Source organism: Glutamicibacter creatinolyticus (genome assembly GCF_006094275.1).
In the GTDB taxonomy this organism is placed as follows: Bacteria; Actinomycetota; Actinomycetes; order Actinomycetales; family Micrococcaceae; genus Glutamicibacter; species Glutamicibacter creatinolyticus.
This window is the reverse complement of sequence record NZ_CP034412.1, coordinates 1,207,628-1,224,428: the sequence shown is the minus strand read 5'-3', so window position 1 is coordinate 1,224,428 and position 16,801 is coordinate 1,207,628. Positions and strand designations below refer to the sequence as shown.

General features: G+C 65.1%; 19 protein-coding genes and 1 riboswitch. Of the genes, 3 read left to right on the top strand and 16 right to left on the bottom strand.

Going from position 1 to position 16,801, the window contains the following annotated elements; translation table 11 throughout:
* Positions 1-107 precede the first annotated feature (107 nt).
* Complete coding sequence (locus tag GcLGCM259_RS05620) at positions 108-1,157, bottom strand: YeiH family protein (RefSeq protein WP_138925990.1); 1,050 nt, start codon at positions 1,155-1,157, stop codon at positions 108-110.
* A 71-nt stretch (positions 1,158-1,228) separates the two neighbouring features.
* Here GcLGCM259_RS05620 and GcLGCM259_RS05615 point away from each other — a divergent pair, with 71 nt between their 5' ends.
* Together GcLGCM259_RS05615 and GcLGCM259_RS05610 are read left to right on the top strand one after the other, a co-directional pair.
* Positions 1,229-2,152: a LysR family transcriptional regulator gene (locus tag GcLGCM259_RS05615; RefSeq protein WP_138925989.1), complete on the top strand. Its 924-nt coding sequence runs from the start codon at positions 1,229-1,231 to the stop codon at positions 2,150-2,152.
* Positions 2,153-2,213: 61 nt separating this feature from the next.
* Complete coding sequence (locus GcLGCM259_RS05610) at positions 2,214-3,122, top strand: ADP-ribosylglycohydrolase family protein (RefSeq protein ID WP_138925988.1); 909 nt, start codon at positions 2,214-2,216, stop codon at positions 3,120-3,122.
* Between the two features lie 169 nt (positions 3,123-3,291).
* Here GcLGCM259_RS05610 and GcLGCM259_RS05605 read toward each other — a convergent pair whose 3' ends face one another.
* The 8 genes from GcLGCM259_RS05605 to GcLGCM259_RS05570 form a co-directional block, all read right to left on the bottom strand.
* On the bottom strand, positions 3,292-4,167 hold the full coding sequence (locus GcLGCM259_RS05605) for a MetQ/NlpA family ABC transporter substrate-binding protein (protein WP_138925987.1): 876 nt from the start codon (positions 4,165-4,167) through the stop codon (positions 3,292-3,294).
* A gap of 42 nt (positions 4,168-4,209) precedes the next feature.
* A complete protein-coding gene (locus tag GcLGCM259_RS05600; RefSeq protein ID WP_246049790.1) occupies positions 4,210-4,929 on the bottom strand; it encodes a methionine ABC transporter permease in 720 nt (239 codons plus the stop codon).
* A gap of 8 nt (positions 4,930-4,937) precedes the next feature.
* Positions 4,938-5,747, bottom strand: a complete 810-nt coding sequence (locus GcLGCM259_RS05595) for a methionine ABC transporter ATP-binding protein (RefSeq protein ID WP_138925986.1) — start codon at positions 5,745-5,747, stop codon at positions 4,938-4,940.
* Positions 5,748-5,821: 74 nt separating this feature from the next.
* Positions 5,822-5,911: riboswitch (SAM riboswitch) on the bottom strand.
* A 274-nt stretch (positions 5,912-6,185) separates the two neighbouring features.
* Positions 6,186-7,559, bottom strand: a complete 1,374-nt coding sequence (locus GcLGCM259_RS05590) for a plasmid pRiA4b ORF-3 family protein (RefSeq protein WP_138925985.1) — start codon at positions 7,557-7,559, stop codon at positions 6,186-6,188.
* Positions 7,560-7,633: 74 nt separating this feature from the next.
* A complete protein-coding gene (locus tag GcLGCM259_RS05585; RefSeq protein WP_138178198.1) occupies positions 7,634-8,632 on the bottom strand; it encodes a 3'-5' exonuclease in 999 nt (332 codons plus the stop codon).
* A 305-nt stretch (positions 8,633-8,937) separates the two neighbouring features.
* Complete coding sequence (locus GcLGCM259_RS05580) at positions 8,938-9,636, bottom strand: hypothetical protein (protein WP_138925984.1); 699 nt, start codon at positions 9,634-9,636, stop codon at positions 8,938-8,940.
* The gene (locus tag GcLGCM259_RS05575) at positions 9,633-10,550 is read right to left on the bottom strand and encodes an ABC transporter ATP-binding protein (protein WP_138925983.1); all 918 of its coding nucleotides are present in this window, start codon (positions 10,548-10,550) and stop codon (positions 9,633-9,635) included. The genes GcLGCM259_RS05580 and GcLGCM259_RS05575 overlap by 4 nt, the downstream gene beginning before the upstream one ends.
* A gap of 3 nt (positions 10,551-10,553) precedes the next feature.
* Positions 10,554-10,931 (bottom strand): GntR family transcriptional regulator, encoded by a 378-nt coding sequence (locus GcLGCM259_RS05570; protein WP_138925982.1) that lies wholly within the window; start codon positions 10,929-10,931, stop codon positions 10,554-10,556.
* Between the two features lie 430 nt (positions 10,932-11,361).
* Here GcLGCM259_RS05570 and GcLGCM259_RS05565 point away from each other — a divergent pair, with 430 nt between their 5' ends.
* Positions 11,362-11,640, top strand: a complete 279-nt coding sequence (locus tag GcLGCM259_RS05565; protein ID WP_138925981.1) for a hypothetical protein — start codon at positions 11,362-11,364, stop codon at positions 11,638-11,640.
* 194 nt (positions 11,641-11,834) lie between these two features.
* Here GcLGCM259_RS05565 and rdgB read toward each other — a convergent pair whose 3' ends face one another.
* The 7 genes from rdgB to murI form a co-directional block, all read right to left on the bottom strand.
* Positions 11,835-12,470, bottom strand: a complete 636-nt coding sequence (rdgB, locus tag GcLGCM259_RS05560; protein WP_138925980.1) for an RdgB/HAM1 family non-canonical purine NTP pyrophosphatase — start codon at positions 12,468-12,470, stop codon at positions 11,835-11,837.
* Entirely contained in the window at positions 12,467-13,201 is a 735-nt protein-coding gene (gene rph, locus GcLGCM259_RS05555; protein WP_138925979.1) for a ribonuclease PH, read from the bottom strand. The genes rdgB and rph overlap by 4 nt, the downstream gene beginning before the upstream one ends.
* 157 nt (positions 13,202-13,358) lie before the next feature.
* Positions 13,359-13,691, bottom strand: coding sequence for an MGMT family protein (locus GcLGCM259_RS05550; RefSeq protein WP_138925978.1), 333 nt, complete (start codon positions 13,689-13,691; stop codon positions 13,359-13,361).
* A gap of 18 nt (positions 13,692-13,709) precedes the next feature.
* Positions 13,710-14,345, bottom strand: a complete 636-nt coding sequence (locus GcLGCM259_RS05545) for a hypothetical protein (protein WP_246049789.1) — start codon at positions 14,343-14,345, stop codon at positions 13,710-13,712.
* 140 nt (positions 14,346-14,485) lie between these two features.
* Positions 14,486-14,923: a carboxymuconolactone decarboxylase family protein gene (locus tag GcLGCM259_RS05540; RefSeq protein ID WP_138925977.1), complete on the bottom strand. Its 438-nt coding sequence runs from the start codon at positions 14,921-14,923 to the stop codon at positions 14,486-14,488.
* A 46-nt stretch (positions 14,924-14,969) separates the two neighbouring features.
* Entirely contained in the window at positions 14,970-15,878 is a 909-nt protein-coding gene (locus GcLGCM259_RS05535; RefSeq protein ID WP_138925976.1) for an MBL fold metallo-hydrolase, read from the bottom strand.
* Between the two features lie 3 nt (positions 15,879-15,881).
* Positions 15,882-16,799, bottom strand: coding sequence for a glutamate racemase (gene murI / locus GcLGCM259_RS05530; protein ID WP_138925975.1), 918 nt, complete (start codon positions 16,797-16,799; stop codon positions 15,882-15,884).
* Between the last annotated feature and the right edge of the window lie 2 nt (positions 16,800-16,801).

The window sequence follows — 16,801 nt, the reverse complement described above, 5'->3', positions numbered from 1 at the left end:
GAACAGCGCGCGGTTCGCTGACTGGTGCCGTGCACGACACGGCCTCCCCATCACCTGGAGTATGCAGGTGACGGGGAGGCCTTGTCGTCAGGTTTCGCCGTGTATGCCTAGCCGGCGGGCGGGAAGATGAAGGTTCCGGCCAGGGCGACCAGGATGATCACCACGGTTGCGGCGGCGGCCAGCACCAGCGAGCGGCCGCCGGTCTTGAAGATGGTGCGCAGGTGCACGCCCAGGCCCAGACCGAACATGGCGGTGGCCAACAGGAAAGTCTGGATCAGCGCGGCAACATCAAGCACCGGCTCGGGCAGGATCCCCACGGTGCGCACCAGCATGGCCACGATGAACCCGGCCACGAACAGCGGCACCACCGGCGGCTTGGTATCGGCGGTCACCGAGTGCTTGCGGCGCATGTACAGCCCCACCCCGGCCATCACCGGGGCCAGCATCAGCACGCGGGCCAGCTTCACGGTCACCGCCACGGCCAGCGCCGAGGTGCCCACCGCACCGCCAGCGGCCACCACCTGGGCCACCTCATGGGTGGAGGCGCCAATGAACATCCCGGTGGCTTCCTCGTCAAAGCCCACCAGGGCGCCCAGCGCCGGTGCCAGCGGGATCATCAGCGTGCCAAAGAGCACCACCAGGCCGATCGCGGTGGCCACCTGCTCCTGCTTGGCCTTCACGGTGCCCTCGGTGGCGGCCACGGCCGCGGCCCCGCAGATGGAGAAGCCGGCGGCGATCAGCAGCCGCTGCGGCAGCTCCAGGCCCAGCCACTTGCCAATCAGCAGGCTCGCGAAGAAGGTGATGCCCACGCTGGCCACCACCACGGCCAGCACCCCGGCGCCCAGGCCGAGGATCGTGGACAGCGACAGCTGCAGGCCCAGCAGCACAATGCCAATGCGCAGCAGCCGCTTGGAAGCCACGGCCACCCCGGGGGCCAGCGCGTCGGGCACCGGGAACAGGTTGCGCCACAGTGCGCCGAGCAGGATCGCGATCAGCAGGGCGCTGACCGGCAGCACCTGGGCGGCCAGCAGGGAGATCGCCCCGCCGACCAGGCAGGCCGCGAGCCCCGGCCCCAGCACCCGCCAGGTCCCCGAGCGTCTGGCGGCAGCGGGGCTTGACGTGGACTTAGCGGGGGCGGTGAGCTGATTTTTCTGCATACCTCGAACTTTTCATGCCTGGCGTGGGGTCGGTAGCCACGCGCTGGCTATCACTGTCATATGATTTTGATATGGACGAATCGCCGAACCAGTCTCCAAGGATAGAACAGTGGCTGCAGCCCGCGGCCCTGGCCCTGCTGGTGGCCATCGAGGACCGGGGCAGCCTCAGCGCCGGGGCGCGGGCGGTGGGTATGGCGCAGCCCAACGCCAGCCGGGCGCTGCGCACCCTGGAGCGGCGCCTGGGCTACCAGCTGGTGGCGCGGGCCAGCACCGGCTCGAAGCTGACCAGCGAGGGCAAGCTCACCGTGCAGTGGGCGCGCGAGGTACTGGGCAGCATGGAGAACCTGTGGACCGGGGCGCAGGCGCTGGCCACCTCGGCGGACGAGGAGTTCAGCTTCGCCGCCTCCATGACCATTGCCGAGCACCTGGCCCCCACCTGGATCCGCAGGCTGCGCCAGGCCGATCAGGCGGTGCGCACCAGGATGCGGGTGATGAACTCTGACCAGGTGATCAGCGCCGTGCAGCAGCGCGACACCGCGCTGGGATTCGTGGAAACCCCACAGGTGCCCGAGGGGCTGGTGGCCCTGACCGTCTACACCGACCAGCTGGTGCTCATCACCCCCGAACACCACCCGTGGGTGGAGCGCGGCACCCCGGTCACCCTGACCGAACTGGCCGCCACCGCGCTGGTGGAGCGCGAGGCCGGTTCGGGCACCCGCGCCTTCCTGGACAGCTATGTGGGCACCGAACGGGTCACCCCGATCGTGGAGTTCAACTCCAACTCGGCCATCACCCATGCGGTGGCCGCCGGGCTGGGACCGGCGGTGATTTCCCGGCTGGCCATCGAAGGCAGCGCCGCCCACCCCGGGTTCGTGCAGCTGCCCATTGCCGGCACCGCCCTGAACCGGCCGCTGCGGGCGATCTGGGAGGCCAGCCGCCCGATGTCCGCGGCCGTGGCCCGCTTCATGGAGATCTGCACCTCCCCCGAACCCTAGGTCCGCACCCGGCCGGGGCCGGGCACCTGCGCGCGGCCGGGGCGTGGCTAGAATGGGAGGCGTGACTCAAACCGGTGATTTTGAAGTTTTGCCCGACGACTACTCCGACAAGGTTTTCGCGGTCCTGCTTGGCCTGGCCGACGGCGCGACCCACGCCCGGGAGGGACACGAACCCGGGGCCACCGAACTGCTGGCCCTGTACGTGGCCGACGGTCTGCTCGAAGCCCTGGAGTGGGCCAACAGCGGGGTCGCCAGCGATGAGGCCGCCTGCATGTGGCTGGCCTCCCTGCGCGCCTACAAGCAGCTGACCGGCTCCTTCCCGGAATCCGCGCCGGAGCCGCTGGAGCGCTGGATCGACACCGAATTCGCCGCCGTGGAGCGCCCCGAGGGCATCGCGGCCGGGGACCCGGCGAACCTGAGCGGGCTGGACAGCGCGGACATGGGCTATGCGGCACGTCCCACGGGCGCCCAGAACGACAGCACCGGGGTGCTGCCGCGCGCCGCGGTCACCGCACTCATCGCCCGGGTACCGCAGGCCAACACGAAGGCGCTGGCCAAGTCGGCCGCGTTCCTCAGCCACGGGGAACCGGCGGCGAATACTGCCGCCGCCGCCGCACTGATCCTGCGTTCGGCCCTGGAGAAGTCCACCGCCGCAGCCGGGGACTGGCAGGGGCACCTGAAGGGACTGGAAGGCAGCGCCGCCGAGGCCCTGCGCGGGATCGTGGACACCGTTGCCGCTTCGCTGGACCGTCCCGCCGCCGAAGCCTATGCCTCCTACTTTGGCGGGGCCGATGAGAACGAAGACGAGGATCCGCAGGCCGAGCAGCCCCGGGATCCAGAAGCCGACGCGTACGCCGTCGCCCTGCTGGCCGCGGTGTACGGCACCGACCTGATCGCCGAACGCCCCGCCTCGGTGCTCGATGACATCATTTCCGAACTGCATGAGCGCTGGATGGGCCTGGTCGGCTGATCGAGCGGTTGGTCCCCGGGCCGCTGGCCCGTCGGGGTGACGCGCTCCCGCCCACCGTTCACGAGAACGGGTTATTGGGCACGAGCGATGGCCCTGACCCCGGCAATGCATAGAGCCTGCGAGGGACAAGCCGGTGGCTTGTCCCTCGCAGGCGTTTTAGATGTGTTCGTTAGTTCTGGGTGTTCCAGGTGGCGAGGTCCGCTGCCGGGTCGCGATCCCAGGGGGTGGGCAGTGCGCCGTCGAGGTAGTCTTCGTACCATTCGCGCACCTCATCGGAATGGTAGGCGGCTTCCAGGGCCTTGCCCTTCTCGGTCTCCATGAAACCGGGTTTTGCCGCCACCAGGTTGTTGTAGGGAAGGGCGTCCTCCTCTTCCTCAAACAGCAGCGCATCCTGCGGGGTCAGCCCGATCTCCCCGCCGAGCCTCACAAACAGGAAGCCGGCATCCACGTCGGGCAGGGTCTTGGACAGCGACTGCTGGTCCACCTCAACGAAGGAGAAGTTCTTGGGGTTCTCCAGGATGTCGTTCTGCGAAAGGTGGATGACGCTCTTACCCTCGGTGATCTTCAACAGCCCCTCCTTGGCCAGCAGGGCCAGGGCCCGGCCGTTGTTCGAGGGATCCACCGGGATGGCGATCTTGGCCCCATCGGGCAGTTCCTTCGCCGACTTGTGCTTGGTCGAGTACAGCCCGGCCGGTGAACCGTACATGTAAAAGGCCGGGTCCACCTCGATGTTCTGATCCGCCGTGAACTGCTCCAGGTAGGCTGCGTGCTGGAAGAAATTCGCGTCATATTCACCGTTCGCCACCACGTGGTTGGGCTGGACAATGTCGGTGACGTAGGTCGCCTGCACATCCCATCCCTGCTCCTCCAGGATTCGCTCGGCGATCTTCGTGGGCTCCTGGGTGGGCGCCGATTCGGTGACGATCAGCTTGATGGTCTTGTCGTTCCCGGCATTGACATTGCCGGTCAAACCGCATGAAGCCAGCAGGCCGGTGACGGCCAAGGCGGCTGCTGAGGTGATGATCCTGCGACGAGTCAGTGACATGGTGTTCCTTTGAAGTAGTGAAGGTGAAGTAACGGGTGCTGGCTATCGTTTGTCGTAGCGCCGGGCCAGCGCCGTACCGGAGACCTGCACCAGGTGCACCAGCGCGATCATCAGCACGATGGCCAGGAGCATGACACCGGTCTCGTAGCGGTAGTAGCCGTAGCGGATGGCGAAGTCGCCGATCCCTCCGCCGCCCACCAGCCCTGCCATGGCCGAGTAGGAGATGAAGGAGACGGTCATGATGGTGATCGAGCCAAACAGCGCCGGCCGGGCCTCCACCAGCAGGACATCGCGGATGATCTGCCCGCGGGTGGCGCCCATGGCATTGGCGGCTTCAACGACGCCCGAACCGAGTTGGGTGATGTTCTGTTCCACGAAGCGGGCGAAATAGGGAATCGCGTTGATGGTCAGCGGGACAATCACCGCGGCGGTACCCACCGTTGTTCCGACGATGAACCGGGTGACCGGGATGATCGCGATCAGCAGGATCAGGAACGGGAAGGAGCGGATGGTGTTCACTGCACCGTCGACGATGCGATGCAGCTGTGGTCGGGGCCGCAGGCCCTGCGGTGACATCGAATAGAGCCAGATTCCCAAGGGGGTACCGATTAGGATCGCCAGGGGAATGGAGACCAGCAGCATCGCCAGGGTCTGGCCGATCGCGACGCCGATCTCGGGTCCCAGTTCCAGCAGGCGGTCAATGGTGGCCACTGCGCCGTTGCTGCTCGCAGCGGCCGCAAGCGGAAGATAGATTGTGCTCAAGACGTCTCCTAGGATGCGGCAGCCGACAGCTGCGGGGTGCGGTGTTCTTCATGACCGGTGGGGCGCTGCAGGACGATCTCGTCACTGATCAGGTAACGTCCGATCGCGGTATGCGGGCTGAAACCCGGTTGCCTCAACTCGGCCAGGTCAAACTGTTCAACCAGCCGCCCGTCTTCCATCACCGCCACGTTGTCGGCGATGGCCTTGACCACGTTCATTTCGTGGGTGACGATCACGGTGGTGATTCCCAGGTTGGCGTTGATGTCCAGCAGGTATTGGAGCACCGAGGCGGTGGTGCGCGGGTCAACGGCGCTTGTGGGTTCGTCGCACAAGAGCACCTTGGGCTCCGTGGCCAGGGCACGGGCGATGGCAACGCGCTGCTTTTGGCCGCCGGAGAGTTGGGCCGGATAGGAATGGATCTTGTCGGCCAGGTCCACAATGGCCAACGCCTCCTGGGCCTTCGCTCTCCGTTGGCGGGCGGGAACCCCGGCAAACTTGAGCGAGAGCTCCACATTTTGGGCGGCGGTGCGGTTATTGAGCAGGTTGAAGTGCTGGAAGATCATGCCGATTTGATGGCGTTCGCGCCGCAGCTCTTCCTCTGAAAGTTCGGTCAATTCCACGCCGCCAACCTTGACCGAACCACTGTCCGGGCGCTGCAGGAGGTTGATGTTGCGGATCAGGGTCGATTTTCCCGCTCCCGAGAAACCGATAATTCCTTGGATCGAGCCCCGGGGAATGTCCAGGGACACGTTGTCCACGGCCGTAAAAGCGTCGCTGCCGGTGCCGAAGCTTGTCGATACGTTGCGCAGGCTGATCATGTGTACTCCTCGTCTTTACCGCGACGAAGCGTTCCGGCCGCGCGGCCTCACTGAGGAGGGGTCAGCCAGGAAATTCTCCATCGTTTCTGGCAGTAGCACCGTGCCCCAATGGGTGGTTGCCGCGACGTCGTAGAGCCAGATCTCTCGGCCGCTCTGGATGGTTTGAAGGTCATCGCCTTCGTTGTCCACCAGTCTGGCGCAGGGATGGAGAACGACTCAAAGGGCAGGTCACAAGCTGCAATGATCAGTCTTATGGCGACATTTCGGGCGTCACATCCCGTCATCTTCCGCTGTTGTGACGACATGTGAATCAACGGATGAGGCGGATTCCAGATTCTAGGCACACCAAAGCCATAATGCACGGCCCATCAGGGGCCGCAGGCCAACAGCGCAGTCAGGCGGTGGACCGGTTCGTCTCTCGCCCCGTTGCGGCGCGCCTCAGGACACGGGAGCCTGCAGCACCATCCGCGCGAATTCGTCCACGTGTTCCTGGGCAGGCTTTGAGAAGTAGCCCCCGGAGTCGCGTCGGTGCCACCGGGCGAGCTCCTCAAACAGTAGGGCAACCGTGCTGCGGTGCACGACCGCATGGCGCCCCAGCGGCTGACCCAGCGGCCCCATCCGGTAACCCAGGGAGTTCATGACCTCGGTGATGTAGTCGGACGCCGCGTCGCTCAGCGCCTCGATCCCGGCGGCCCGGCACAACCAGTAGGCGATGGTGCCATCACGCAGGCCCTCATCCTTTTCCGCCGTGTTGATGGCGTTGAGCAGATGGCGGGCGAGGCGCTGTTCATCCCCGGCCAGTTCACTGCCCTTTTTCGTGGCGAGCACACGCCCGCGGTAGACCCGCACCAGTCCGGCCATGCGCGCCACTTCACGCAATTGGGCCACCGTGTGCATCGTGTGTTCACGCTTGCGGGAGGAGGATTCGTAGTCGATGCCCTCCCACTGCAGTCGGTCCACCAGTTCCGCCACGGCCTTCGGGTTCATCCAGCTGGCGGGGGTGAGCTTGATGCCTTCGCCCTGGGCCAGCTCAATGAGGACCTGGAACGGCCGAACCATCTCCGTGAAGAACCATTCGGGGATCCGCGCCCCCGGCGTATCGTCGGTGATTCCGGCCTCGCTGGCCAGGATCAGCGCGTAGCGGCGTACCCCCGAGGGCTTGGCGCGCAGCCACTGGCCGAAGACCGAGTCTCCCGCGACGAGGCTGAAGTACAGTTCCAACTCGCGGTTCGCCGCCTGCTGGTTGTAGGTCATCGGATCGAAGTCGAGCTCATCCCCGGAGCGCCAGCGCAGCCAGTCGATGGTTTCCTGCTGCTCCTCGGAGGGCTGTTCGGCGTTGAACTCTTCCAACTTGTCGTACCAGCCCGATAATCCGCCGCTGTCTTCCACCGGCGCCCGCAATTCCCCCTCGAGCACCCGAGCGGCGCACTGCCCGCCCGGGCAAGGGGTTGCGGATTCGAGGGTCAGACGGTGCATCCAGTTGTCCCCGAAGTCGTACACGTAGAACAGGGTTCCCGGGTTGACCGCCAGGGCCTGGCCGAGTGTGGTGCCCTCCTGCGGCTGGCCCTCCAGCTCCTCGTCCAGGGCGAGCTGGTCATACCAGCTGGTCCCGGTCTGTGGCTTGCCCCATCCCTGGGTGGGGTCCGCGCTGTGGAAGGACTGCAGGTGGCTGTTGTCCCAGCCCATGGCGATCTGGATGATGTCACCGGCAGCGGCCAGGTCCAGGTCGGCCGGAATCTGGATGCGCCGCCAGATCAGCGGCTGGGATTCCATCAGTTCAATGCGCAGCGTCAGCAGGTCGCGAGAAGTCATAGACCCATCGTTGCAGATCAGCGGGTTGGAGCGAAGACTGCGGGAGGATAAGTCGCGCCGCGTCCCGCGGCAGATTACTGCAGGGCGAAGCCTTCGACCAGCTGCATGAATTCGCCCTCGGAAATGATCTCCACCTTCTGCCCGGCGGCGCGCAGGCGCAGCACGTGCTTGGCCTTGTTGGTCAGCCGGCCGTTGGCCAGGTCCTCGGGGACAAAGCCGTCCCCGACCACCAGCGCGGTCGTGGCGCGGGTGACCCGCGAGGCGGTCTGTGCGCCGCGGGCGGCGGCCCATTCCTTGGCCTGGGGCCGCGGCACGCCCAGGTTCCCGGTGAACACCACGGTTTGGCCGAACAACGGGTGGCTGGCATCGGCCTCCAGGTTCGGCGCCGGGTTGTCCCCCTCCTGCGGCCAGAACGCGAACGCGTCGCGCGGGGGCATGGCGTTGCCTCGGGCCAGCCAACCCTGCGCGTCGCGCATGGCCCGGGAAATCTCATCCCCCGGCTGCCAGGGACGGGTCAGGCCCAGCGGCACCGAGTAGTGTTCGGCGGTGTTGTGAACGGTGGGGGTTTGGCCGCGTTCGGCGATATCGATCATGGCCCAGGCGCAGGCTTCGGCGTCGGCGAGCGCCTCGTGGTGGTTTTCGATCGGGTGCCCGGCTTCCTCGGCCACGAACGGCAGCGAATAGCTGGGAAGGTCATAGGCCTTGCGGGAGAGCTTCACGGTGCACAAGTGCTGGATCTGCGGGACCGACAGTTCGCTGGCCTCGGCCGCGGCCCGGATCACCCCGGAGTCGAACGCCGAGTTGTGCGCGACCAGCACGTCATCCCCGACGAACTGCAGCAGGTCGGTCAGCTTCTCGCCAATGCGCGGGGCGGTGGCCACCATGTCCTCGGTGATGTGGTGGATCGAGACGTTGCGCGGGTCGAAGTGGTCGAAACCGGCCGGCGGCTTGAGCAGCCACTGCTCGGTTTCCACGATGCGCCCGCCACGCACCTTGATCAGCCCGACCGAACAGGCCGACCCGATGAATCCATTTGCCGTCTCAAAATCAACTGCGGTGAAGTCCAAAGCCACATATTCACTGTACTCCGCTTTCCCGACCGAACGGTTCAGGCCGGGCCCCCACGGGTCCACGGAAGTGGACCGGGATCGCCATTTCCAGGTACGTGCTCAGGGCAAATCCTCCGCAGTGACTTGCGGATTGATTGGGGCCGCGCACTTGGGAGCATGACCCGTGCCCGCTGTGGGCCGCAGCCGGCGCCCCGGCACGATCTCACAGTTTGCGCGCCGCCGGCAACCTCCGGGGCATTCCTGCACCCGGACAGCGTCGGGCCCCGCACTCCTTCGCGGGGTGCGGGGCCCGGGTGGGGCCGGTGGTTTTAGGCACTGGCCCTGCGCAGGGTGAGGTAGGAAGCCACGGCCATCAGCACGGCGACCGCGCCGGCGCCAAGCACCACTCCCCCGGCGGTCCAGGTGACGGCCCAGCTCCAGAACTGCCCCCACCGCTCACCCAGCGTCATGTAGAACACCGTGCCCAGCACCAGCACGCCCAGGCCGATGAAGAACAGCAGCAGCCCCGTGGTGCGCCAGCGCAGGTAGATGGTGGAGACCCAGAAGCCGATCATGAACAGCAGCACCATCAGCGCGAAGTAGAACATGATCTGGATGAACCAGTTGTTCTCCGCCACCCACTCCAGGGCGAAGAACCGCCCGTTCAGCCACCACCCGTTCGTGGCCTGCTCCACCAGGCCCATCAGGTAGTAGAAGCTGGAGAGCACCAGCGCGCACAGCCCGAACAGGGCCAGGGTGCCCAGGTAGAAGCTGCGCCGCGAGACGCTCATCGCCTGGGAGAACGGGAAGGTCATCGTCAGCGACTGGATGCCCAGGGCCAGGAAGTACCACATCGGGGCCTGGGCACCACCACTGTAGGTCACTTCGCTCTGCCCTCCGGCCTGGCGCACCAGCCAGAAGATCGCCATGGTGAACATGAACGATGCGCCCAAAATCAGCAGCGGGATGCCGATAAACGTCCACTTGTTGATCAGCTGCATGCGTGCAACTTGGATGATCCGGTTCATTTCATTGCCTCAACATTCTGCTTGCTCGTACCCTCGCCCATGGCGCCCATGGCGCTGCGGACCACCAGCTGCTGCAGGGAGACCGGGGTCAGCTCCAGTCCCAGCTGCCGGGCCTGCTGGCGTTCGGCCTCGGAGAGGGTTGCCCGGATGCTGATGCTGGCCAGGGATCCCAGCGCGTCCCGGTGGATCACCGGGTAACCACCGATGAACTGGGTGACCGCCTCGGCGTTGCCGGTCACGGTCACCGCCGCCCCGCGCAGCGCGTCGGCCTCCTCATCCACGATGATCTTTCCGCCGTCGATGACCACCACGTGCTCCAGCAGGTTCGCGACCTCATCGATCAGGTGGCTGGAGAGCACGATGGTGCGCGGGAACTCGGCGAAGTCCTCGACCAGCCGGTCATAGAAGATCTGCCGGGCCACCGCATCCAGGCCCAGGTAGGGTTCGTCGAAGAAGGTGATCTCCGCCCGGGAGGCCAGGCCGATGATCACGCCCACCGCGGAGAGCTGCCCGCGCGAGAGCTTCTTGATGCGGCGCTTGAGCGGCAGCTTGAACGCCGCGACCAGATCCTGGGCCAGGTCCTCGTCCCAGTTTTCGTAGAACAGGGACGCGGCCTTGAAGGCCTGCCAGGGCTTGAAGTCATCCGGGTACTTCTGAGATTCCCGGATGAAGCACATGCGCGCCAACGTCGGATCGTGCTCGAACGGGTCATGCCCGAAGATCTTCACCGAGCCTTCGGTGGCGAAGCCCTGGCCGGTGAGGATGGACATCAGTGTCGTCTTGCCGGCCCCGTTGCGGCCGAGCAGGCCGTAGATCCGTCCCGCCTCCAGCGAGAGGTTCACATCATCCAAGGCCCGCACGTCCTTGAACTTCTTGGTCAGGTGGGTGGCTTGGATTGCCGGTGCGTTGGTCATGGCTTACACTCCCTTGCCCGATAGTTGGCCGTGAGCGGCCTGGATCATTTCGATCAGTTCCTGGGTACCAATGCCCAGCTTCTGGGCTTCGGCGGCCAGGGGTTGGATGTATTGCTTGCTGAAGTGCTGGCGCCGGGCTTCGATCAGCCGGTCGCGGGCTCCGTGGGCAACAAACATGCCGATTCCCCGTTTCTTGTACAGCAGCCCGTTTTCCACGAGCCGGTTGACGCCCTTGGCCGCGGTGGCCGGGTTGATCCGGTAGAACGCGGCGAATTCGTTGGTGGAGGGCACCTGGGCCTCCTCGGCCAGCACCCCGGAGACGATGTCATTTTCGATCAGCTCGGCTATCTGCAGGAAGATCGGCTTCGAGTCATCGATCACTGAACGCCTCCTCTATGTCTCCGAACAACAGCGGTTCCCCTCGTCCTGTTACTCGGTTCATTACTCATGTAACTAACCATATAACCAGCCTCGAGATCCGACAAGGCCCAGCAGCCGGAAAAGTTGAACCCGCGTCGGTGCAGGAGGGATCCAAAGTTAAGGTTTCTTAACTGTTCGCGGTTCGTGAACGTGCTGACCTGTAAAGATGCGGATTTCGATGGGATTTCAGCTGTTCTGGGTCAGTAACTCAGCTAACACAAAGTTTGAACAGAAAGGATGGAATCAATCCACCACAGATGAGGAGGACACTGATGACCAAGGCACTACCTTCGCCTGCTTGCGCATCACGCCGGCCCTGAGCAACGCGTGTTGAACCATGCCGACCGGGTCCAAACGGATCCCCGACGACAGAATCAGGAACCTTCCGACAGTGATGTACTCCCCGAATTTCGATGGCCCCTCCGAAGCCCAACAGCGGGCCAATAACCGCAGCCGCTTCACCACCATGCTCGCCTCGGTGTCCATGCTGACCCTGGGCTTGAGCCTGAGCGCAGTGAATTCCGCCGGCGCGGTGGCGCCCAACGCGCAGGGCACGGTGCAAAGCGCCGCCCAGACCCCGGCCAGCGGCCAGGTCCTTGGCCACACCACCCCCAAGCAGCTAACCCGCAGCCAGGATGAATCGGAGGACGAGGACAACGCCTCGGCCTAGCCGCCGATCGGAGTTGGAGCAAAGAAGCAGTAAAGGTCGGGGTCACCAGCACGTGCTGGTGACCCCGACCTTTTTCCTCTCCTCTGTTTGACCGATTCCGGGCAGGAAAAAGCCCGGCACCGCCAGGGGAACAACGATTCGGGTTCCCCGACTGGCACCGGGCTTAGGGTCAGCAGCGACCGCGCCGTGGGGCGTCAGCGCTGGGACAGTACCGCGTTGACCTTCTCGATGACCTGCGGCAGCAGGGCCTCGAACGCCTTGGCGCGGTGCGAGACCGCGTTCTTCTCCTCCGCGGAGAACTCCGCCAGTGAGCGGCCCGAGCCGGAGGGCTCGAAGATCGGGTCGTAGCCAAAGCCGTTGCTTCCGCTGCGTTCGGTGCGCAGCTTGCCCGGCATGGTTCCCAGCTCCACGTGCGCGGTGCCGTCCGGGGTGGCTACGGCGGCGGCGCAGACGAACGCGGCCGAACGATGCTCATCGGCAATGTCGCCCAGCTGGGCCAGCAGCAGGTCGATGTTCGCCTCGTCATCGCCGTGGCGTCCGGACCAGCGGGCCGAGAAGATCCCCGGCGCCCCGCCCAGCACGTCCACGGAGATGCCCGAGTCATCGGCCAGCGCCACCAGCCCGGTGGCCGCGGAGATCTCGCGGGCCTTCTTCAGGGCGTTGCCCTGGAAGGTCACCGCATCCTCGACCACGTCACCGGCGCCGGCGGTCGCGGCGTCAATGACCTGGGTATCCACATCCAGGCCCTCGATCTTGCCACGCAGCAGCTCCCGCAGTTCGCGCAGCTTGCCCTGGTTGGAGCTGGCCAGCACCAGCACCGGGGCGCTCACGCGTTCACCTTCAGGGTGTCGGCCTGGATCTGGGCCAGCTCGGTGGTGCCGATCAGCGCCAGGTCCAGCAGGGCGTCCAGTTCGGCGCGCTTGAACGGCACGCCTTCGGCGGTGCCCTGCACCTCGACGAAGTCGCCGGAACCGGTGACCACGACGTTCATGTCGGTTTCGGCGCGCACGTCTTCCTCGTACGGCAGGTCCAGCATCGGGGTGCCGTCGATGATGCCCACGGAGATCGCGGCGACCGAGTCGGTGAGCACCTTGGTGTTCTTGGCGATGATGCCTTCACGCCGGGCCCATTCGATGGCCTCGGCCAGGGCGACGTAGGCGCCGGTGATGGCGGCGGTGCGGGTGCCGCCGTCGGCCTGCAGCACGTCGCAGTCCAGCACGATGGTGTTTTCGCCCAGGGCGCTGGTGTCGATGATGGCACGCAGGGAGCGGCCGATCAGGCGGGAGATTTCGTGGGTGCGGCCCGAAAGCTTGCCCCGGACCGATTCACGGGAGTTACGGGTATTGGTGGCACGAGGCAGCATCGCGTATTCGGCGGTCACCCAGCCGGTGCCCTGGCCCTTGAGCCAGCGCGGCACGCCTTCGGTGAAGGAGGCGGTGCACAGAACACGGGTTTCGCCGAACTCGATCAGCGCAGAGCCTTCGGCCTGTGCGGACCAGCCGCGGGTGATGGTGATGTCTCGAAGTTGCGCGGCACTGCGGCCGTCAGCACGTAAAGTCATGGTTCCATCCTAACGAAACCACACCCCGCCCACTGACAGAACGCTGTGGGCGGGCGCGAAACACCCAAGTGGCACTGGTATGACGGATTACCGGGGCAGCCCGTCATCTGGGCAAAACGACCCCGGGGACCATGCAGCCGGCCCCGTGGAGCGAAGCCTACTGCGCTGCATCCTTGTTGCCCGGTGGCAGGGTCGCTTCCGGTCTACCGGTTTCACGTCTCTCCAGCCGCGACCAGTCGATCTTCCCGTTCCTGAAGGGAATGTGCTCTTCTTCCAGCAATGCCCCCGCGGTGCCGCCGTGGCAGGCGGGCGGGGTGCCGTCGGCACGCACCACCCGCCACCACGGAATGGACTCGGAGATCCGCGCAACGATCCGGCCCACCATCCGCGGGTTCAGCCCGGCGATCCTGCCGATCTGTCCATAGCTGATGACTTCCCCGGCAGGGACCTGGTTGGCGATTTCGCGTACGCGTTCTTCCGCGTCATTCATGCTTTCACAACTCGCAAATTATTGGGTCTCTTTGTCCGGTAAAGCTTGGGATTCGCTCGGTTTTCCTCCGAGCCAGTAGAGGGCCAGATCGACGTCTCTCGCTTTCCACGACTCGCCGTGGACACTCGCCAAAGAACGCAAGTCCTCGATCAGCCGCATGTAACGCCCATACCGCCCTCGGCTGGATTTAAGATCAAAACCGAGTAGGCCCAGTCCCCTATGAGCACGCCGGTCATAGACAGCCAGACGTTCAGGGGCAGCAGCTACAAGTACAGCTGAAGCTAGTGCATCACCGGTCTTGAAACCGGGCAAGGCGCCGAGCGCGCTTCTAGCAGCTGCCGCGGCTTCGTCTGTAGGTAGCGACTCATCATTGGCGGCCACATAGGCAGTAGACGTATGGTGCCTGACTACAGCGTCTGGAACATCCATAAGTTTTCTAGACCATTTGGTATCTGCTCGAAGACGCTTCCACAGCAACAAACCACCGATTTCCGCTTTCCCTATAGAACCTTCATGAACGAACCGCGCTGATACAGTTTGCAGGACTTCGTCATAGACTTCAGAAACTGTTTCTGTGTACTCGATACGGGCATCGCGCAACCCGTGCCAACGTTCGGTTTCAATCGGCGTCACTTCATTAGTTTGCATGCTCATAGAGCTATGGTTGCATGCTTAGGATCACTCCTGCCGACAGCTCGAGACGGGTTCATGCTAAGAATCGCCTGCCTCGACTGTCCGACTTCATCGCGGATGCCCTATCAGTGAACTTACGAGCAGCGTTCAATCTACAAAAGCTATGGCGCGACCGGGTAGTGGCTGCGGATGGCGATGCGGTTCCAGCCGTTCATCACCACGGCCAGCCAGCTGATTGCCGAGACCTGCTCCTCGCTGAGCACTCCCGTGTCCCAGCTGCCGCGGGCGGGCACCGGCAGTTCGGTGACTTCCTCGGCTAGGGCCAGGGCGGCGGATTCAATGTCGCTGAAGTACTGGGATTCCCACCAGGCGGCCACCACGGCCAGCCGGTCGCTGCTCTCCCCCAGCTTGATGGCATCACGGGTGTGCATGCGCAGGCAGAAGGCGCAGCCGTTGATCTGTGAGACCCGGATTTTGACCAGTTCCCCCAGTTTGGGATCCAGGCCGCTGGCGGCGACCGCGGCGTCGGCCTGCTGGCTGAACGCGAGCATGCTCTTGTACAGGTCCGGGTGTTGTTTTCCGAGATTGACGGTGCTCATGAGGCTCGTCCCTTCCCTTCAAGGTCCCGGTTCACCGCCGGGGCCGCTATTTTTTGCGGATGGCCCGCGTCCCCTTCCAGGCGCGCACCTTGGAGGGGCGGATGATGGAAACCGGTGCGGTGGGCAACGACTTCGGGGTGCCCAGCTGACTGCCGGAGTAGACCCCGTAGGTCACCCCGGAGACGGCCACGGCAATCCCGCCGTTGTAGGTTTCCTTCGCTTCGTCCACGACTTTGTTGATGGAGGTCCACACCGGGATGTGGGTCAGCAGCAGCCGCTCGACCGCGGCGTCGGTGGCCATCTGCCCGGCCCGCTTGCCGGTCAGGTGCACCCCGTCGATCGCGTCATCCCGGCCCTCCTCGAAGGCGGCCTCGCACAGGAACATGTCCGCCCCGCGGGCGGCCTCAACCAGCCCGTCGCAGGTGTCGGTGTCCCCCGAGTAGGTCAGCACGCTGGTCAGGATCTCCCCGTCCGGGCCCGGCTCGTGCGCCTCCACGCGCAGCGCGTAGGCTTCCTCGATCGGGTGGCGCACCGGGTAGGGGGTGATGGTGAACGGACCGATGTTCACCGGCTGCAGTTCCTGCCAGATGTTGAAGTCATAGTCCTGGTGCATGGTGTCGCCCTCGGGCAGCCCGTAGGCGGTTTCGATCCGCTCCGCGGTGGCTTCCGGTCCCCAGACCAGCATCTTCTCGCGGTTCCAGCCATTGGGGTCCCAGCGGATGGCCACATGCAGTCCGCATAGATCCATACAGTGGTCCGGGTGCAGGTGCGAGATCGCGATCCCGTCAATGTCCTTGATGTCGGTGTAGCGCTGCAGCACCCCCAGGGCGCCGGACCCAAGATCGAGCAGGATCTTCCAGTCCCGGGTGCCGTCAAAGGCGGTGACCAGGTAACAGGAGGCCGGAGATCCGGGACCGGGAAAGGAGCCGGTGCACCCGATGATGGTCAGCTTCATGTCTCACTCGCTTTTCGACGCTGCGATCATCTGCGGGGTAATGCGGGCAATCGAACCGGTCGGATAGTGGGCTGCTACGTTTTCGACATGACGTACCGTGAGCACTTCCGGACCCAGGAAACGTCGCGCCAGTACACCAAAACTATCAGCGTTGCCGGTGGCAAGGAATTCGTGACGCGCTTGATCAGCGTCGTTGCGCAGCAGTCCGTGGCTGGTCAGTGCCCGGAAGGTGTCCTTCGCGGTTTCCTCCGCACTGGAGACCAGGGAGACCGAATCGCCCATGACATAGGAGATCACGCCGGTCAGCAGCGGGTAGTGGGTGCATCCCAGGATCAGGGTGTCCACCCCGGCGGCCTGCAGCGGGGCCAGGTACTGCTCGGCAATTTCCAGCAGCTCGGGCCCGGCGGTGATGCCGGATTCCACGAACTCCACGAACCGCGGGCAGGCCACGGAGGTGATCTCCAGGTTCGGGGCGGCGGCGAACGCGTCCTCGTAGGCCCGTGAACCAACGGTCGCCTGGGTGCCGATCAGCCCGATCTTCCCGTTCTTGGTGGCGGCCACAGCGCGGCGCACCGCCGGCTGGATGACTTCCACCACCGGGATGCCGTACTGGGCGGTGTAGCGTTCGCGGGCGTCGCGCAGCACCGCGGAGGAGGCCGAGTTGCAGGCGATCACCAGCAGCTTCACGCCGGACTCAACCAATTCGTCCATGACGCCCAGCGCATTGGCGCGCACCTGGGCGATGGGCAGCGGGCCGTAGGGGGAATTCTTGGTGTCCCCCACGTAGATCAGGGATTCACCGGGCAACTGGTCAATCACCGCGCGGGCCACAGTCAGCCCGCCCACCCCGGAGTCGAAGATCCCGATTGGGGTGTTGGCATCCGGGGAGCTCTGCGGGCCGGTGGTGAAGAAGGAGGGCATGA

What these genes read in the sequence shown, in the direction of transcription:
- GcLGCM259_RS05595 (WP_138925986.1), bottom strand. Translation starts at nt 5,747, where the DNA reads ATGATCAGCCTGCGCAACGTATCGACAAGCTTCGGCACCGGCAGCGAC.
- murI (WP_138925975.1), bottom strand. Translation starts at nt 16,799, where the DNA reads ATGCCCTCCTTCTTCACCACCGGCCCGCAGAGCTCCCCGGATGCCAAC.
- rph (WP_138925979.1), bottom strand. Translation starts at nt 13,201, where the DNA reads ATGACTTTACGTGCTGACGGCCGCAGTGCCGCGCAACTTCGAGACATC.
- GcLGCM259_RS05590 (WP_138925985.1), bottom strand. Translation starts at nt 7,559, where the DNA reads ATGACTTCTCGCGACCTGCTGACGCTGCGCATTGAACTGATGGAATCC.
- GcLGCM259_RS05540 (WP_138925977.1), bottom strand. Translation starts at nt 14,923, where the DNA reads ATGAGCACCGTCAATCTCGGAAAACAACACCCGGACCTGTACAAGAGC.
- GcLGCM259_RS05545 (WP_246049789.1), bottom strand. Translation starts at nt 14,345, where the DNA reads ATGAGCATGCAAACTAATGAAGTGACGCCGATTGAAACCGAACGTTGG.
- GcLGCM259_RS05615 (WP_138925989.1), top strand. Translation starts at nt 1,229, where the DNA reads ATGGACGAATCGCCGAACCAGTCTCCAAGGATAGAACAGTGGCTGCAG.
- GcLGCM259_RS05605 (WP_138925987.1), bottom strand. Translation starts at nt 4,167, where the DNA reads ATGTCACTGACTCGTCGCAGGATCATCACCTCAGCAGCCGCCTTGGCC.
- GcLGCM259_RS05580 (WP_138925984.1), bottom strand. Translation starts at nt 9,636, where the DNA reads ATGAACCGGATCATCCAAGTTGCACGCATGCAGCTGATCAACAAGTGG.
- GcLGCM259_RS05550 (WP_138925978.1), bottom strand. Translation starts at nt 13,691, where the DNA reads ATGAATGACGCGGAAGAACGCGTACGCGAAATCGCCAACCAGGTCCCT.
- GcLGCM259_RS05535 (WP_138925976.1), bottom strand. Translation starts at nt 15,878, where the DNA reads ATGAAGCTGACCATCATCGGGTGCACCGGCTCCTTTCCCGGTCCCGGA.
- GcLGCM259_RS05620 (WP_138925990.1), bottom strand. Translation starts at nt 1,157, where the DNA reads ATGCAGAAAAATCAGCTCACCGCCCCCGCTAAGTCCACGTCAAGCCCC.
- GcLGCM259_RS05575 (WP_138925983.1), bottom strand. Translation starts at nt 10,550, where the DNA reads ATGACCAACGCACCGGCAATCCAAGCCACCCACCTGACCAAGAAGTTC.